Origin of the sequence: Marinomonas lutimaris (assembly GCF_019426345.1) — a bacterium.
GTDB lineage: Bacteria > Pseudomonadota > Gammaproteobacteria > Pseudomonadales > Marinomonadaceae > Marinomonas > Marinomonas lutimaris.
Genome location: NZ_JAHLLW010000006.1, coordinates 1 through 14,838 on the forward strand (window position 1 = coordinate 1; position 14,838 = coordinate 14,838).

Annotated in this window: 13 protein-coding genes and 1 pseudogene; 3 read left to right on the forward strand and 11 right to left on the reverse strand. The window is 38.9% G+C overall.

Annotated features, from left to right (window positions below):
• Positions 1-7 precede the first annotated feature (7 nt).
• The 6 genes from KPL72_RS08625 to KPL72_RS08650 form a co-directional block, all read right to left on the reverse strand.
• Positions 8-205 carry a hypothetical protein gene (locus KPL72_RS08625; RefSeq protein ID WP_219702476.1) on the reverse strand — a complete coding sequence of 66 codons (198 nt, stop codon included), beginning with the start codon at positions 203-205 and terminating at the stop codon, positions 8-10.
• Positions 206-259: 54 nt separating this feature from the next.
• Positions 260-1,531: a translesion error-prone DNA polymerase V subunit UmuC gene (gene umuC / locus KPL72_RS08630; protein ID WP_219702591.1), complete on the reverse strand. Its 1,272-nt coding sequence runs from the start codon at positions 1,529-1,531 to the stop codon at positions 260-262.
• Positions 1,531-1,977, reverse strand: a complete 447-nt coding sequence (gene umuD / locus KPL72_RS08635) for a translesion error-prone DNA polymerase V autoproteolytic subunit (RefSeq protein ID WP_219702477.1) — start codon at positions 1,975-1,977, stop codon at positions 1,531-1,533. Before umuD ends, umuC begins: the two co-directional genes overlap by 1 nt.
• A gap of 588 nt (positions 1,978-2,565) precedes the next feature.
• Positions 2,566-3,111, reverse strand: a complete 546-nt coding sequence (locus KPL72_RS08640) for a HEPN domain-containing protein (protein ID WP_012071875.1) — start codon at positions 3,109-3,111, stop codon at positions 2,566-2,568.
• Positions 3,101-4,291, reverse strand: a complete 1,191-nt coding sequence (locus KPL72_RS08645) for a DUF262 domain-containing protein (protein WP_219702478.1) — start codon at positions 4,289-4,291, stop codon at positions 3,101-3,103. The genes KPL72_RS08640 and KPL72_RS08645 overlap by 11 nt, the downstream gene beginning before the upstream one ends.
• 208 nt (positions 4,292-4,499) lie before the next feature.
• Positions 4,500-4,709: a helix-turn-helix domain-containing protein gene (locus KPL72_RS08650; RefSeq protein WP_012071877.1), complete on the reverse strand. Its 210-nt coding sequence runs from the start codon at positions 4,707-4,709 to the stop codon at positions 4,500-4,502.
• A gap of 92 nt (positions 4,710-4,801) precedes the next feature.
• On the opposite strand from KPL72_RS08650, the gene KPL72_RS08655 reads away from it, so the two are divergent.
• From KPL72_RS08655 to KPL72_RS08665, 3 genes are all read left to right on the forward strand, one after another.
• On the forward strand, positions 4,802-5,302 hold the full coding sequence (locus tag KPL72_RS08655; RefSeq protein WP_219702479.1) for a hypothetical protein: 501 nt from the start codon (positions 4,802-4,804) through the stop codon (positions 5,300-5,302).
• Entirely contained in the window at positions 5,299-6,696 is a 1,398-nt protein-coding gene (locus KPL72_RS08660; protein ID WP_219702480.1) for a DEAD/DEAH box helicase, read from the forward strand. The genes KPL72_RS08655 and KPL72_RS08660 overlap by 4 nt, the downstream gene beginning before the upstream one ends.
• A gap of 125 nt (positions 6,697-6,821) precedes the next feature.
• Complete coding sequence (locus KPL72_RS08665; RefSeq protein ID WP_219702481.1) at positions 6,822-7,091, forward strand: hypothetical protein; 270 nt, start codon at positions 6,822-6,824, stop codon at positions 7,089-7,091.
• Positions 7,092-7,316: 225 nt separating this feature from the next.
• Here KPL72_RS08665 and KPL72_RS08670 read toward each other — a convergent pair whose 3' ends face one another.
• From KPL72_RS08670 to zipA, 5 genes and pseudogenes are all read right to left on the reverse strand, one after another.
• Positions 7,317-9,635 (reverse strand): DEAD/DEAH box helicase, encoded by a 2,319-nt coding sequence (locus KPL72_RS08670; protein WP_219702482.1) that lies wholly within the window; start codon positions 9,633-9,635, stop codon positions 7,317-7,319.
• Positions 9,628-10,335 (reverse strand): hypothetical protein, encoded by a 708-nt coding sequence (locus KPL72_RS08675; protein WP_219702483.1) that lies wholly within the window; start codon positions 10,333-10,335, stop codon positions 9,628-9,630. Before KPL72_RS08675 ends, KPL72_RS08670 begins: the two co-directional genes overlap by 8 nt.
• 122 nt (positions 10,336-10,457) lie before the next feature.
• Positions 10,458-12,401 (reverse strand): BRCT domain-containing protein, encoded by a 1,944-nt coding sequence (locus KPL72_RS08680; protein WP_219702484.1) that lies wholly within the window; start codon positions 12,399-12,401, stop codon positions 10,458-10,460.
• Between the two features lie 68 nt (positions 12,402-12,469).
• Positions 12,470-13,669 (reverse strand): annotated as a pseudogene (gene ligA, locus KPL72_RS08685) (NAD-dependent DNA ligase LigA); the annotation flags it as partial.
• 91 nt (positions 13,670-13,760) lie between these two features.
• Complete coding sequence (gene zipA, locus KPL72_RS08690; protein WP_212916134.1) at positions 13,761-14,780, reverse strand: cell division protein ZipA; 1,020 nt, start codon at positions 14,778-14,780, stop codon at positions 13,761-13,763.
• Between the last annotated feature and the right edge of the window lie 58 nt (positions 14,781-14,838).

Consider the following 14,838-nt stretch of genomic DNA (forward strand, 5'->3'; position numbering starts at 1 on the left):
ACTGAGCCTAAAGGCTCAAGCAGAGATTCCAAGTTGAAACCGTAGTACCATCTAGAATAACACTTGCCTGTTCATCAGATCCGTCCCAACGCTCCGGTGGACATTGTTCCTCTAACCATAAAACAACCGTTGCTATTATCTTGCCTGCTGGCTCTTTACTGGTATTTTCTTTGGTATCTTCATCGTTCTTGGAACACTCCTCCATCAATATCGTTTAAATTTTTAATTCATCGCTGATTTCCATTTTCTACATTTTGAATCAATACACTTTGGGTAACTCATCCCACCTGGTCGTATACGCTGGAGATAAGTGTTCTCTTTTCATTGACCATTGTGGTGATACGCCTTGCGAGGCGAAGAAGACGTTGCCGAGGCCGCTGTGGTTGATTTTGTCCACGACGTTCATTAGGGCTTTTGAATTAATTTTCGTGTTGTCGGGTCGGAATAAATCTTGTTGGAATGCACCATGTTCGTAGAAGTCCGCCAACATCACGCCGCCTTTGGCGTAGCGGTAACCTTCACGATAAATGCGACGAAACAACACATCCGCCACTTCGAGCAAGTCTCGCGTGTCGTCGGTTGGGTTGGGCAGTTCTGCAGACAGGGTTTTCGAGTACTGCGGTTTGTTTGGAATGAACGGACTGGTACGAACGAATACACTCACTACACGGCAAAGGCGTTTTTCTCCGCGTAGTTTCTCAGCCGCTCTAGTTGTGTATTTGGCGATGGCTTCCCGCAGTTCTTGCTTGTCTGTCACTTTATGACCAAATGACCGACTGCAAATGATTTGCTGTTTGGTTGGCCTGACCAATTCCAAATCCAAACACGACACGCCATTCAACTCTCGAATGGTTCGCTCTAACAACACAGAAAACTCACTCCGAATAGATTTAGGGTCGGCATTCGCGAGATCCAACGCTGTGTTGATTCCCCTCGCCTTTAACTTCGCCGTTGTTCGACGGCCAACACCCCATACGTCACTCACATCCAACAAAGCCAGCAAACGCTTTTGTCGATCCGGGTCCATCAAATCCACCACCGAACCGGTGGCTGGGTATTTCTTCGCCGCATGGTTGGCTAGCTTCGCCAGCGTCTTGGTTGGCGCGATGCCCACGCCTACCGTAATGCCTGTCCATTGATCGACCTTCGCCTTTACCCGTTTGCCAAACGCCAGCAAATCCGTCACATGATCGACACCGGTTAAATCCATAAACGCCTCATCGATGGAATACACTTCCAGCCGTGGCGCTTCCTCTTCTAAGATGGTCATTACCCGATTCGACAGATCCGCATACAGCGCATAATTCGACGAAAAGCAGACAATGCCGTGCTTTCTGATCTCGTCCTGAACCTGAAACATCGGCACGCCCATCTTAATGCCCAGCGCCTTTACCTCTTTGGAGCGCGCGACAATACAGCCATCGTTATTCGACAACACCGCAACAGGCGTGTGTTTTAAATCTGGCCGGAACAGTTTCTCGCAACTGGCGTAAAAGTTATTGCAATCGACTAAGGCAAAAACCGTCTTAATCAACCGCGCTCGTACTTGCGAACCACACCCGTCACTACGCCGAAGATTTCCAATTCAGACTCTTCGGTAATCTGGATAGCCTTGTAGGCTTTATTCTTCGGACGAAGCAACACATTGGGCTTCAGCTCCAACGTCTTAACGGTCATTTCCCCATGAATGCAGGCAATGACGATATCCCCATGACGCGCGGTTAACGAACGATCCACCACCAACACATCACCCGAATAAATGCCTACATCGATCATCGAATCTCCCTGAGCGCGCACGTAAAATGTCGCGTTCGGGTGAGCGACACAGAACTCATTTAAGTCCAAGGATTTTTCAACAAAGTCCTGAGCGGGCGACGGAAACCCCGCCGACACCGAATCCACATACAAAGGGATTCGCACACTATTGGCCGCGATAAACGCCGCCGACTCAGACACACCAAGATAAGTCACACGCATGACCAACACCAATACACTGTATGGATATACAGTATAGTTTTAAGCAGTGGGAATGACCAAGTTGATTTTTTTATATTAATACGAATTAAGCAGCGTTTTTTGCTATTAAATGTAGAAAAACTGCTCAATTTTGTCCTTACAATAGGAACCTCATAAAATTAGTTTGAGGAAAAATAAATGATGCGTCGCCTAAAATTTTATCTAATCGTTATAGTGTGTATTCTAGCTATTGCAGCTACGCTATTTATAAAATCCGGTGGTTTGAATTGGATTAATAGCCACTGCTATAAAAACCATGCAGCGGTTGAGGCAATTGTGAAAAACAGAGGGCCACTCTGCATCTAACTGAACCAAGGGGCTTTTGCCCCTTATGTGTTCTTACCTAGATATAAAAATAGGAAAAGTTTCTTTACGGATTTTACTCAGGTTCTTGTTGAGCTATACAAAAATGAGTTGATGAGACATGACCGAGACTCAAATACTAAAAACGCGATGATCTCATGACAATGACTTATTCGCATGCTCCGTGAGTACACTCCATAGCAGATAAAGCGCAATAAAAAGCCCGCAAAAGCGAGCTATAAAACACTATTGTGCATCTCTAAACTCTTGACTCAAAGGAATCAACGAATCAACAAATTTGGTTGCATTCTCAAACTTAGCAAAAATATCATCCGCAGTAAGAGTTAACTGGAATGTAGCATAGTTTCCGTGTACCAATTTATTTCTTGTTGAGCCTAAATCCATAAAATCACGGATACTATTATTAAGGTCAGTGTCTGTAGTCAATTTTATTTTCATGAAGTCTTTAAAATCAGAACCAAATAATGAAAAAAACTGATTAGCGTTGTTTTGATCCCAGTTAAAAAGTGTATGGTACTGTCGCTTTAGTGCTTTCGTTTCCATAAAACCATGGGTTATTGAACATGAGTTCGGATTCAATATCTCAAGCATAATTTGAATAACCCTATTTTCAAAGTAGCTTGCAGTAGACAACAACATTACTTTGGAGTATTGCGATTTATAATCATTGGCAATACTGATTTGTTTTCTTTCAATCAGGAATGCATAGTTCTCGCCGTAATCTTTGAAGAGTGCGGAAATTGCTTTGCGTCCTGAGTCATTAAGCGACATTGGTAAATTCCTGTAGCAACTCCCTTGCACGGTCAGTTCTTGTTAATACACTTTCTCGACGGGTTGTTTTACCTGTACTTGCTTCTATAAAAATCTGGTCAGTCTTTAACAAAGCTAAATATTCTGAAGTTATAGTAGTTATATTTACTACTCTTTGCTCAACAGATGAGCGACATGCAGCATAAAATACAGACTCGAATAAAGTGATACTTAATCGATTTGCACCAGTTCTAAAGTCTTCTACTTTCAGACCGTCACAAGCAAGCATAAAGCCATACCAAAGCTCTTTGAAGAAGTCGGTATCTTCTTGAGAAAACGATTTAGTTGCGTTAGAAAACATATTAAGAAAACCAGAGATTGTGGTTTTGTAGTTTTCTCGACTGTTAACCATTGCTAACGTACGAAGTATAGCTTCAACATCATTAAGTCTCATATCAACGATGTCTTTGCCCAAAATAGTTTTACGCCAAACTTCATCTTCGTTTAGTTTAATTAAGCTGACATTAAACCTAGAATGATACAAACTCATTCTAATCTCTTGTGGAGTAAGATTCATACCACCACTATTTAGGCGGTTAAATATCTCAAACATAGCGCCATCTTCTTCATCATCATTTGCAACTGGCTTAATGATCATGTTTCTAATCGTCGCTAGGTTTAAAGCCATTTGGCTGTCACCTAACGTCTTGTAGTTTTTACCATTAAAACGATTAGCCTGGCCATCAACTAATCCATCTAACTTTAAGTTAAACCTTTGAAAATAATCATCATCCTGCATGATATCGTCAGGGATATGGCCATGATCATCAAAAATCGCTCTTAACTCTGAGCGCTTCTCTTTTCTAGGAAAACGACCGTTAAAAAAGTAATATAAAGTCATCAACCTCTGTTGACCATCTATAACTAAAAACTCATTCTTATCACTCTCATATAAGAATATTTGAGGGATTGGAAGACCAATCAAAAGAGACTCTATTAGCTTTGATGCCCTTTTTATGTCCCATACATAATGTCTTTGAAACGCGGGAATTTTAAAAACTTTCGAACTGATAAAAGAAATGATTGTAGATATGTTGAAGTCATTTGGTGTCGTTGTTAGTTGAAACTCGTTTATCGGATACGATTCATTTTCTTGATCTGTTATATCGTTCACATCGTTCACATCGTTCACATCGTTCATACTGAAGCTCTATAAATTGGTTTAATTTAGTTTTTGCATAATACGCTGAATTTTAATACTGACAAAGCCAAAAACCTTATCATATCCAATTTTCTTTCCAATGCAGCAAACGAAGTTACATTGTAATGGATGAGGAAAACTGAGCACTGCTTTACATGCAATTAAAATATACGTTGTTCTGAAGACAATCATACAAAAAACCAAACTCTCAGTCAGGAATCAGTAGTTTCGTTGATATCTCCATTGAGGCAGCGATATCCCACAGAGCTTTTAACGTAACATTGACTTCTCCTCGCTCTATTCGTCCCATATAACTGCGGTCTATCTTAGATTTTGCCGCTAAAGCTTCTTGAGAGATACCTCGCGCTTTGCGCTGACTCCGAATCAGCTCTCCAACCTCTTTTGCTATGTTTCTCATTTTTATATCTCAAAAATGAAATACAATCGCTAATTGCGGACTATACCTCCACGGACTATAATCCGTATTTTTTACAAATCGAGATAGTTATTTTGAGATCTAAGCCCATCGCTCACGTTGTCGAGGAGTTTTTCCAAGCAACTGTACAAAAAAAAGTCACTATAAATGAAGTACTCAAACACTATGTTGAAAAATACGGCGAAAACAACCCTATTGAAATGAAAAAAGCACGACATGCTATTTATCTGAAAATTCATCGTTTAGTTAAATCAGGTGTATTAGTCGTTGCCTCAAAGAGTGGTAAGAGTACTCATTATGCCCAAGCGAAAATTTTGCAGGAAACCAAGAATCAAAAAACTATACCCATTACCGCTGTAGCGAGTGAGAAAGAGATGCTCTTTAAACGGAAGGCTGAACTTGAGTATGAACTTGAACTATGCATTGCAGAAGCTCAAGGTTATGAAGAGATGAAATCTATATTGCCCACTCAACTTGATTTGTTGATATCTAAAAAAAGTGAAGCGAAAAAGCGAGCGATAACACTAAACGGCTTACTAACCAGCACTCAAAACATATTACATGCGCTCTCATGAAGAAAATGCAAAATCTCTCTTTACGAACTTGGCAAAAGAACTGTTTATCCAAAGCATTAGAGGTATATCAAACCGGTCAACAAAATTTCATGTGTGTTGCTGCACCAGGTGCGGGCAAAACAAGATTTTCTGCATCACTAGCAAAACACTTATTGGATGCTAGCCACATAGATTTCGTTCTTTGCTTTGCTCCCTCTGTAAGTGTACAGAACAGTATTCAAAAAACCTTCAGCAATGTATTAAATGATCGCTTTGATGGCCGCATAGGCGCAAAAGGCTTGGTTATTACCTATCAAGGAATCCAATACGCCTACCAAGAACTTGCACATGTCATTAAGAACTACCGGGTTCTAATAATCTCTGATGAAATTCATCACTGTGCTTCTGGTGTAAGTAGCACGTCTAATCAATGGGGACAGCTGTTAGTTTCTTTAATATCAGAAGGCAATCCCCTGACTCTAACTTTGAGCGGTACTCCTTGGCGATCAGACAGCACAAAGATAGCGCTCCAGAGCTATTCAGGGGAGCCTCAAGAGCTTGATACAGACTTTGTGTATGGGTTAGGCGATGCTGTTAGAGATAAGGTTTGCAGGAGGCCTAGCTTAATATTGCTCGATAACAGCTCGATTGATGTTCAGAAGAGTGATGAAACTCATAAATTTAGTAGTATTCGCCAGGCGATTGAGGCTGAAAAATTAAAATATAGCGAACTACTGACTCATCAAGACTCACTAAGTCAACTCATGACTTATTCCCATGAGGAACTAATTAGAATTAGAGAAAAACACCCTCGTGCAGCAGGGTTAGTTGTTGCATCATCAATTGATCAAGCACGGCGGATATCTCAGTTTATTACCACTAACTTTAATGAGAGCTCTATCGTAGTTAGTTATGATCAAATTGATGCTCACGATAACATCAGAGACTTTCAAGGTTCAGAAGTTGATTGGATTGTATCTATCGGCATGGTAAGTGAAGGTACAGATATTCCACGCTTACAGGTCTGTGCTTATCTTAGCAATGTTAGAACTGAGCTTTACTTTCGCCAAGTGCTTGGACGGATTCTAAGGATTAATAAAGAACCTGATGAGCCATGCTCCATGATAGCGTTTGCTGAACCAAAGCTAATTGAATATTCAGAACGAATAAACCAAGACTTACCAGAAGATTCGATGAAAATAAAAGTCATCGAAGAGCAGGCTTTAGTAAAAAAAACGGTCTCAAACACACTAGTTCGAGGCTCAGAAAAAAACAACATTATTACGATGAAAACAACGTCATCAAGCCATACAAACTCGTTTGCTAGGCTTCACGAAATAGCAACAGAAGCTTCTTACCCTGTTAAAGTGGCTTTCTGTAAAGACTCTTATAGGACAACAATTCTATCTTTATAAAATAAAGGGGAAGCCAAAAAATACTATTTTTCAAAAGTCGATTTCAGTTTTACCTTGTGATTTTTAATTTCCATACTATTGTTTAATTAATGAACAAAATTAATTTTCTAAGAGGTAGTGTACCAATGGAAACAATGCAGGAACTTTTTGAAAAAATTAAGTTAGTTTTAGTTGAGCATCCACATAGTGATTCAAGTACTTTAATTGCTAAGGCTTTAGCTTCTGCATGCAACAGCTCTTATAGTGTTAGCATGCTAGATATCGCGATTAAACTTGATAGTAAGAACAAAATCCTTATTAACTCACTTACTCATATTTACTCATTTAAAGATTATAGCAACTCTCTACAAGATGAAACTTTGCACTGGCTAAGAGAAAAGAAATATATTAAATAGATAATTTTCTAGGGTAAAATGAGAAGCTAAGTATTAGTTGCAGTCAGCTTCTCATGAAAAAATAAAAGACTATTTTTAGTATAAGAAACCAAAAGACAAGATAAAACCTTCACACTTTTTCCGTGATTAGTTTTTTTGTTTTCTATTAAAGTAGAACTATATTTTATAAAATTTATCGTTTAACTTATAATTTTATATATTACCTAAAATCTTTAAAATTGAATATTAATAAATATACCTATCCAAAGCTGCTCGCTGAGCACTACTGAGTTCGGCCAAATCATCAACAAAAATAATTCCATTTTCATCAATATGACTAACATACTTCCTGATCCATTCAGTATCCTCTGGATCAAATCCGTATTTCAATAGCCAAATTTCTACTTCATCATTAGTGCCATAGCGAATGTAGTTCTTTAAGACATTAGCCCTATCATCCTTTGTCTGATCATAATAAATATCTAAAGCTGCACAAAGTGGATCAGCTAAAGATAAACTAATAACCTTATCTAAATAATCGTATGTATCATATATTAACAAATCATAATCAAAAGCATTTACCGATGTATTACGAGGAAATAAGGGAAAGGCTCTGGCCTTAATATTCGGAAGACTTTCAGCTCGTGCTGAATATTTTATTTTTATCTTTTCAAATTCCTTATTGAAAACTTTCAAAGTTATTTTTTTATCTCTTAAATCTCTTATTAGGGTTCGTCTTACATCTCGATGTGTAAGGTATGAGTGCCTAAGAGATAAGGTTTCGCTGAATGATCTACCTTGAGCCTTCCATAATAATAGAGGAATTGAAGCACTTAAAATTGTTTGTTCTTCTTTCGTCAATGATGTTCTTCTAAGGTGAGATATGTAAACAAACTTCAATTTGTTTTTAATTTTTCTACGTTCGGAAGGGATAATTTCGTAATACTGTTGACCTCCAATTGTTCTATTACCATCAATAAGCTTGTCCAATATAAATTTAATTTTTAGTTTTAAATTCGCTTCCTTTAATCGATCAACTTGCGTATCAGTAAGGTGCAAATCATCATTAAATGTATCTGTTTTAATTGCTGTTACCAAATCAGAAAAATCTTCGGGTATATTATTTAAATCATCATCTAACTTTGAATCCGTGCTCAAAATTATTGGAGAGCTAATTCTTAAAGTAAAGGTTTCTACGTTAACTCTGTTGATAATTGTAAAGCCATAGTCAAAAGAACCTTTTAGCGAAGTTGTTCTCCCGGCTCGACCAATTAAGTTCTTTAGTGTTAACTCTTGCATGTTATGGAAATTATCAATCCAAACACAATCAAATGGCATGTTTATACCTTGAACTAAAGTCGCTGTTGCAAAACAAATTTTCGCATACCCATCACGCACAAACTGCTCAATTAGAAGCCTTGCCTTAAGTGGCATTGATCCATGATGAACTACAACACCTCGCTCCATTAAGGCAATAAAAGAGGATTGCTTTCCAAATTGTTCATCTGAAGCCCCTATGTATTTTTTCAATAATTCAATACTCACAAGGGCTTTTTTATCTTTGATTAGTGGGCATAGTTCAATATATTGACCAAAACCTTCAATGTGACCGCCTCTAAAAATTTTGCTCTTCGAAATGTAAATCAGAGCAGTCCCACCATTAAGAAGAACTTGCTTGAGCATATCTGAACTGCAAGAAACCGGATTTGATTTAAAATTTGGAGAAAAATAATTTAAGGATCCATCTTCACTTCTTGATAAATAAACCTTGCCAACATTATTCTGCTTAAAACTTTTATACTCTGACTTTTCTTTAAAATTATGTTTCAAAAGCTGGGCTTCAGGATTGGAAACAAATGGATGTGCGAATACTTTTTTAGCATCAGGAAATGATTTTTCACTACGTCTAACAAATGCATCAAACGAAATACCTCTTATAGGCTCTTCAGATATTTGAGCCTCATCGAACAGAAACATACCAATATCAAACTCATTAACATATTTAAATAGCTCTACACCTCTTTCAGGAGTAATAATAAAAATTCTTCTAGCTGCATGATGTTGGTTTATATTCTCAATAAACTGTAAAACTAAAACTTCTTTATTAACTAATTCAATAATTGACGAATAAAACTCAGCGATCAATGCACGAGACGGTACGACAATCACTATGTCTCGACTTTCTCCACTTATTAAATCTCGGAATAAATGTGATTTTCCCGTGCTAGTAGGTGCCGAAAATGAATAGAATTTCTTGCTAGATATAGACTGAAAAGCACTTGCTTGAATAGGTGAGAATGGTTTACCAAACTTATCCTCTATTGAATCACCAAAATTATGATAAATTGATTCTAGTAATGATTTCGGCTTTTCTAGTTTATAAAACAGACCCATGACGCTTAATATTTTGGACTCATATTCCGAGAATACGTCTGGATGATGAATTTTTATTAGGGTGATTTTCTCTAAAACACCCATATCAACAGGACCATTTGCATGAAAATCCTTTATAGCCCTCTCCAAAATATCCCTAATTCCTTCTCCTTGGATAATGCTACTAAGCATTTACTTTTACTCCTATCAAATACACAGCTTCAAATTCCATCAAAGCCTTTATAAATTTTGAATTTAAAGCATTATCCATTATCTCACTTACATCGTCAGACGTTATAGAGAAAGCGGCACTATAAGATTTATAACCATTAACAGCATTCTGTATTGCAGCTTCCGAAACAAATTTTCGGATATCAGGAAACTCCTGAATATCTTTTTTTCCTTCAATAAATTCTTTGATTTGTTTCAATGCACGGCCATGTGAACTAGTTACCCCACTGTACTTAGCTTCGCCAAATGCAATTAATTCTGTGGGTGCTTCTGTATGAAAGTCAAAACCTGGGTTACCCGAAATTTTTTCTTTAATGAATTCCGCCAATGGAAGACGAATATGATTTAAGTGTTCCTTTAGGGCTGTTTGCGCCACATCAGAAACCATATATTCACCAAATTCTACAGTGATATTCGAAGCCTCAACATTGGTCAAAATTTCACTAGAAATCTTTTCTATCGTTCTTTCAGATCTAGCTCTATATCCAGGTCTATCAATAACATCCAGTGGATCCAACCAACTAGTATCTAAAGCAGTGACTAGCATTTCTGCAACGCGCTGTTGAATATCAGATATTTCTAAAGCTAGTAAGAATATTTTTCCTGTTGCTGACGGCTCATAGTCCGACATGTTTTTTTCAGCGAAGTGTAATAGTTTCAAAACTATACTCCACCATAACATGTGTCTAAAAAACCTATAAACTGATTTGTTAGCCTTATTCTCATATTCCTTTGCTGGTTAACCATCATGGTTAATATCCTAGTTAAGTTAGCGCCCTGTAGTTAAAGAAAAGTGATGAGATCTAAATATTCTTGCTCTGTCAGAACTTTTACTCCCTTATTCTTCGCAGCATTTATTTTAGTTTCACCTACCTTTTCACCAGTTACTAAATAAGTTGTATTTCCTGTTACAGATTTAGCAACTTTCGCACCTAAAGATTTAGCTTGTTTCTCCATATCTCCTCGATTACCAAGCTGCATAGAGCCGGTAAAAACGACAACCGCCCCTGTAATTGGCGAGTCTGAATTTTTACTATCTGATTCTTTAGGAGTTGTAGACAGATTAAAGCCGAGTTCATAAACCTTGAAAAACTCTTCTTTAATATTTGCTAACCCTTCCACGATAGCGTCTGCACTAACCTGAGCAAAACCATCAATCTTGATCATTTCTTCAGCGGATAAGTCAAACAGTTCAACAAGAGTATGATGCTGAAGTAATTTTTCGCAATTTCCGCCACCTAAGCGACTTACACCAAAAGCCGAAAGAAAACGCCAATCTTCCACTTCAATCTCTCGACTAGCCTGCAATTGGTCAGATAAGTTCAGAGCCGTTTTGTCGCCAAATCCATAAATAACAAACTGATGGACTTTAATGCCATATATCTCATGTATGCGTTTCATACCAAAGTTACTGAGTTTTTCAATCACCTTTGGACCGAACCCGTCATTATTCCCTAAGGTTTTAAAAAAATGAATTAAGGTATTTTCAGTTTGTGCTGGGCAATCCGTTTTATTTGGACAGATTAAATGGTCTGATTCCCATAAAAGCGGCGTCTGACAGCTCGGGCACGATTCAGGTAATGTCACCTCTACTGGCTTTAAGACTTTTTCAATTTTTGGTATCACCAAACCACTTCTAACGATTTGCACAATGGCCCCAGGACCAACTCCATTAGTTTTCACCATATTGTAATGATGCACAGTCACTCGACTGATCGTTGCGCCACTTATTCTTGTTGGCACCAACTCCGCCACAGGTGAAATTCGCCCTGTTCTTGAGGTTTGAGGAATGACATTAATTACTTCAACGTCCACAGACTCTTCATTTACTTTAAATGCAATCTGCCATCTATGATTACGTCTTGTTGCACCCATGTGTTGTTTAATAGCGTCATGAGTGGTTTCTAAAATAACGCCATCAATATCAAAATCAACGGCATTCCAAATTTCTTCAATTATGACTTCAAAGTTTTCAATAACTCCTGAAAAACCAATGACTTTATTCGGGAGTAATGCAAATGGATAAAAGACACAAGCACCTTCATTGATCGCTTTCTGTACGTCCTCATCTACTTTTTTTTCTGCAATAATCGCAGCTTGCAGATTTCTTGAATTCTCAAATATGTCACTAAGCACGTCGTCAAAATAACTCTTCTTAATGACTATTTCACCTGGGCCTAAACCACGGCCACCAGATGCAGCGACTTTTAAGCCGCGCTTAAAAGCTCTCGTGATATCTTGCCCTCTAAAACCATCCCCCCTGGTGTAAAGCGTCTCTCCATCATCATATGCTGCGTACCCATCTAACTTAGGCGTAATACGTATTTGTATATCTTGTTCAGACACTTCAATTTCTTGAGCCGCTTTTGAAATTCTTTTGAGCCACTTTTCAATATCTTTAATGGAATAAGCTTTTTCTGTCGATAGCATCCTTTGTGGTAATTCGACAGTCTTTGCTTCAGCTAGTACTTCTGGCTCTACTTTATTTAAATACGGATGAAGATGATTAATATTTCTTAACATGGAAATGTAAAGGTCATATTGATTATCACTGATAACTGGTGCACCAGACCTATAAAGTGCATTGGCAGCACCTAATACTGAAACTAAATCTTGCTCTTCTAACTCTGGCTCATTAAATAAACAAACCAATTTCTGAGGATCAATTTTATCATTCCAATCATTGAGAGCTAACAATTGCTCATTAGTAAAAGAAACATTTACCATTTAAAACCACCTCAACTAGCAAAAGCAGAACAAGCATTTACGAAATATTTGGAATTAGAGCAATGTTGTTCAACCAACCTATCAGTGACAGATTTCCTATTTGAAACATTAGCTTTTAAGGTGACACCCACGTCGCCAGCACGATGCACAATCACGAAATCATTCACTTTCACACCTAAACGAGCAATCTCGTCTTTGTTGTGCAAGGTAGCATTAGAAACCGTCACACCGCCGACAAACACGGGCTCTAGTCGTGCAACCGGCGTAATAGCGCCAGTTCGACCTACTTGGAAATCAACGCCCAATACTCTGGTCATTTCTTCCTGAGCAGGAAATTTTCTGGCGATGGCCCAACGCGGCGCTCGGGCAATAAAACCCAGTTGATTCTGCAAGGCAATTTGATCAACTTTATAAACAATACCGTCGATGTCATAAGACAAACTGGCACGCTTTTCATTGAGCATTTCGTAATAATCAATACAACCTTGCGCGCCTTCAGCTGTTGCCATTAGATCATTGGTACGAAAGCCCCACTCGCTTAATTGCAACAAACCTTCGTAATGACTTTTAGGCTGATCCCAACCCTCGACATAACCAATTGAATAAGCACACATAACCAAAGGACGAGTCGCGGTAATTTTTGGATCAAGCTGACGTAAGCTGCCTGCTGCCGCATTACGAGGGTTAACAAAGGTCTTTTCACCTTGCTCAATCGCCAAGGCATTCAGTTTTTCAAAACCATCTTTTGGCATATAGATTTCACCACGAACTTCTAACACTGCTGGCGGTGTTTGAGTGCGCAGTTTCAGCGGTACAGAGTAGATCGTTTTAATATTCGACGTAATGTCTTCACCAGACAAACCATCACCGCGGGTGACACCTCGCACCAAGCGACCATCTTCATAACGCAAACTGATCGCTAAGCCATCAAGTTTCGGCTCACAGCAATATGTCACATGATCGGTATTAAGCAATTTCCGAACACGTTGATCAAAATCAGATAAGGACTCGTTATCAAAGGCATTGTCCAACGATAACATAGGGACAGTATGGGCAACGTTAGCAAAACCACTGTCAGGTTTCTCCCCAACTCGCTGGGTTGGTGAATCAGCCTGAATCCAATCTGGGTGCTTGGCTTCTATAGCTTGAAGCTGGCGATAATCACGGTCGTAAACTGCGTCAGGAACGATTGGTTCGTCTTTTACATGATAAGCATAGCTGTAATCGTTAAGCAGCTGAATCAGGTCCAGCATCTGCTGATGCGTCATGTTTGTCTCTTGGCTCATATATAAATTAACTCGAATTGAATTCTTCTAGCGGGTCTAAAGCAACCAAGGCCCCTTAGGGCCTTGGTTCGTATTACTGTTTGTTGCGCATTAACCGACGGCGCTCAAAATCGCGTATTCGCTGACGACAATGAGCAATGGTTTGATCGCTCATTGGGGTTCGACGCTCATCACGCAACTCTCCACCTAAGTTACGCACTAGAGTCTGAGCGGTCTCAAGCATGAAATCGAACGCTTTCATGCTATTCTTTGGGCCAGGCAAGCCCATGAAAAAACTCACACCAGGACAATCAGTTTCGCCCATGGTATCTAGATCGAAAGTTCCCGGCTCAATAGCATTCGCCATACTGAACTGCACTCGACCACGGTCGAAGCCATCTTCATGACGATGGAAAATATCCATTTCGCCATAGCGCATACCGCAATTCAAAATAAGCTGAAGCAACTCCATACCCGAGAAATTTTGCTCTTTAGGCGCAAAAATATTAATGACAATAACTTCTTCTATTTCAGCAACACTGTTGTCTTCTTGCTCGTCTTCATCGATAACACCATTTGGTGTCACTTGATCGATATCGATTTCAGAATAACTACGTTCATAGTCTTCGTCGATTTGAGCATCATATTGGTTCGTAGTGTCAGCAGCAAAATCTAAGTCAAGGTCATCCTGCTCATAAAAACCATCATCTGAGTAGTTTTGCTCAGAGACCGCAGAATCACCAAAATCACGTTCAGGTACCAAAGAAGCTAACTCATCAAGGTGCATTTCTTCACCTCGATCCAATGCCGGACCTGAATCTACTTTATGAGGAACATCGGCTAACGGCGCTTTGGCTGTTTTCCTAGCATTCTCGAAAGCATTAACAATAGGATCTTGTGACGATTTTACTCGTTCACTTGAAGAGACTTTGCTATACCCAACGGCAGAGCTTTGACGCACTAGTGCATCATCTGATTCATCTATATCAGAAAAGTCATTATCTGCTTGGGCATATTCCTGCCCTTTTTTGTACCGACGAAATCCATCTATGAGGATAACGACAATAATGACGACCCCAATCAAGATTAGCCACTCACGCAAGCTAAATTCCATTACTTATTCCGAATTGCATCAATTAATGTTGATCGTATTATCAAACGAAGCGGCCTAG

What these genes read in the sequence shown, in the direction of transcription:
- KPL72_RS08625 (WP_219702476.1), bottom strand. Translation starts at nt 205, where the DNA reads ATGGAGGAGTGTTCCAAGAACGATGAAGATACCAAAGAAAATACCAGT.
- umuD (WP_219702477.1), bottom strand. Translation starts at nt 1,977, where the DNA reads ATGCGTGTGACTTATCTTGGTGTGTCTGAGTCGGCGGCGTTTATCGCG.
- KPL72_RS08640 (WP_012071875.1), bottom strand. Translation starts at nt 3,111, where the DNA reads ATGTCGCTTAATGACTCAGGACGCAAAGCAATTTCCGCACTCTTCAAA.
- KPL72_RS08645 (WP_219702478.1), bottom strand. Translation starts at nt 4,291, where the DNA reads ATGAACGATGTGAACGATGTGAACGATGTGAACGATATAACAGATCAA.
- KPL72_RS08650 (WP_012071877.1), bottom strand. Translation starts at nt 4,709, where the DNA reads ATGAGAAACATAGCAAAAGAGGTTGGAGAGCTGATTCGGAGTCAGCGC.
- KPL72_RS08660 (WP_219702480.1), top strand. Translation starts at nt 5,299, where the DNA reads ATGAAGAAAATGCAAAATCTCTCTTTACGAACTTGGCAAAAGAACTGT.
- KPL72_RS08665 (WP_219702481.1), top strand. Translation starts at nt 6,822, where the DNA reads ATGGAAACAATGCAGGAACTTTTTGAAAAAATTAAGTTAGTTTTAGTT.
- KPL72_RS08670 (WP_219702482.1), bottom strand. Translation starts at nt 9,635, where the DNA reads ATGCTTAGTAGCATTATCCAAGGAGAAGGAATTAGGGATATTTTGGAG.
- KPL72_RS08680 (WP_219702484.1), bottom strand. Translation starts at nt 12,401, where the DNA reads ATGGTAAATGTTTCTTTTACTAATGAGCAATTGTTAGCTCTCAATGAT.
- zipA (WP_212916134.1), bottom strand. Translation starts at nt 14,780, where the DNA reads ATGGAATTTAGCTTGCGTGAGTGGCTAATCTTGATTGGGGTCGTCATT.